Below are 639 nucleotides of genomic sequence, written 5' to 3'. Positions count from 1 at the left end.
CGGTTGATCTCGTCGGCGAGCACCAAGTTCGAAAAGATCGGCCCTTTCTGAACGACGAACGTTTGATCCTGCGGACGATAGACCTGAGTTCCAATCAAATCCGCTGGCAAAAGATCCGGCGTGAACTGCAGACGTTGAAATCCGGTGTTGATCGCTTTGGCCAGACTCGCCACCGCGGTGGTCTTCGCCAATCCGGGAACGCCTTCGATCAACAGATGGCCACCGGTCAGCAGACCGATCAGCATGCGATCGACAAGATGACTTTGGCCCACCAACACGTGATTGATCTGGGTCACGATTTCGCGAAAGGGACTGCTGGCATGAGCGATGCGTTCGGTCAGCTGCCGTTGTTGCTTTGCAGCTTCGGAAAGCTCCGCGTCTGACAAAAACTCAGCGTGTTCGTTCAGTTCGTTCATCGAAACTTGCTTGGAAGGACAACGTGAAGTGTGCCCGACCGGCGAAGTCTCGCGACGAACTCGGGCATCCGATCCAAACGAAGATACCCATCTCGCCGGGTCGGTCCACAGCAGTACGCGACGAGGCGGCGGTTGGTGCGGTCGGAACAGAGAGGCGATTCGGCCGCACATTCCCAGGTAGGACGCGACGTGGATCGCTGCTCATCAACAAAAACGGCGGGCC

2 protein-coding genes are annotated in these 639 nt (G+C 57.3%); both read right to left on the bottom strand.

Features of this window, described 5'->3' with window-relative positions:
* Positions 1 to 416, bottom strand: a 416-nt coding sequence (locus B2R17_RS14165) for an AAA family ATPase (RefSeq protein ID WP_286764493.1), incomplete at its 3' end; no start/stop codon positions are given.
* The coding region (locus tag B2R17_RS14160) for a hypothetical protein (protein WP_286764492.1) at positions 413 to 639 on the bottom strand (227 nt) is incomplete at its 5' end. The genes B2R17_RS14165 and B2R17_RS14160, both read right to left, overlap by 4 nt.

The sequence above is a fragment of the Rhodopirellula sp. UBA1907 genome, assembly GCF_002337565.1.
Taxonomy (GTDB): Bacteria; Planctomycetota; Planctomycetia; order Pirellulales; family Pirellulaceae; genus Rhodopirellula; species Rhodopirellula europaea.
Note: the sequence above shows the minus strand (reverse complement) of the source record. Positions and strands in the feature narration are given on the sequence as shown.